This window comes from Candidatus Infernicultor aquiphilus, from assembly GCF_002784285.1.
GTDB lineage: Bacteria > Atribacterota > Phoenicimicrobiia > Phoenicimicrobiales > Phoenicimicrobiaceae > Infernicultor > Infernicultor aquiphilus.
This window is the reverse complement of sequence record NZ_PFKO01000256.1, coordinates 10282-11469: the sequence shown is the minus strand read 5'-3', so window position 1 is coordinate 11469 and position 1188 is coordinate 10282. Positions and strand designations below refer to the sequence as shown.

General features: G+C 33.3%; 1 protein-coding gene. It reads right to left on the bottom strand.

What is annotated here, in order from left to right:
* Window positions 1–322: 322 nt before the first annotated feature.
* A partial coding sequence (locus COZ07_RS06895) for a nucleoside recognition domain-containing protein (protein WP_406607834.1) occupies window positions 323–1188 on the bottom strand: 866 nt, incomplete at its 5' end.

Genomic DNA, 1188 nt, shown 5'->3' with positions numbered 1-1188 from the left:
TCATTAATATACTATATTAATATAAACTATTTTGTCAAATATTTTTTACAAACTAAAAGCGAAAAGCGAAAAAGTAAAAATCATAATTCAAAATTCAAAACCTTTAAAATCTTCCCATTTGCCAATCTGCCGATCTACCAATTATATTAGTATTGCTTAGCGGTAACCAGCATTTCGTATTCTGTATATATTTTTAGATTTTTTATACATTACTTATTTCGGGCAGACCAAGGTCTGCCCCTACAACTCATTACAGATTACACCTTACTTATCACCGTATTTATTTACTACATACTATATACTCGATACTATATACTATTTTTCAATATACAAATCGTGTAATGGTTGCTAAAATAATGGCTAAAATAAAAGTAAAGGCAATAGTAAATAAAGTGCGTTTACTTCCTATCTCCCGCCACAGGACTGCAATAGTAGCTACACAAGGTATATAAAAGATAATAAAAACAGTAAAGGTCATAATCTGGGTTGTGGACATCACTGAGACAACATTAGCAGTTCCTAAGGCCTGGATCAACATTAACATAGAAAGTTCTTTACGAAGAATACCAAATATCAAAGTAGTCCCCACTACCAAGGGGAGGCCAAGTAAAGAAGTTAGAGGAGAAAAAAAATGATTTATTAAAGTATCTGCCCGAAAATAATGTAATAGACTTAAAATTGTGCTTCCAGCAATAAGTAAGGGCCAGGCTACAAAGATAAATTCTTTCATCCTGAGCCAGGTCTTAGCTAAAGCTACTTTTAATGAAGGAATATGATAAGCCGGAATTTCTAATATCATTCCCGGGGTTACCTCTGGCAGCAAGCGAGACAATATCTTTCCTGATATGATAATTACAATAAGATTTAAAATATAAATGGCTAAAGCTGCTTTAGGACTAATATAAAAAGCTACCAAAGCAAATATAATCGTCATCCTTGCAGCACAAGGAATCATAGTAGCTAATACAGAGGTAATAAAACGATCTCTTTCTGATTCTAAAATTCTAGTTGCCATTATGGCCGGGACAGTACAGCCATAGCCTAATATAAAAGGTATAATTGCCTTACCATGTAAACCAATTTTATGTAAGAAGGCATCCATAAGAAAAGCTATGCGGGGTAGATAACCTAAATCCTCTAAGATGGCTAAGCCAAATAAAAAGGGGAATAAATAAGGCAACACAATAG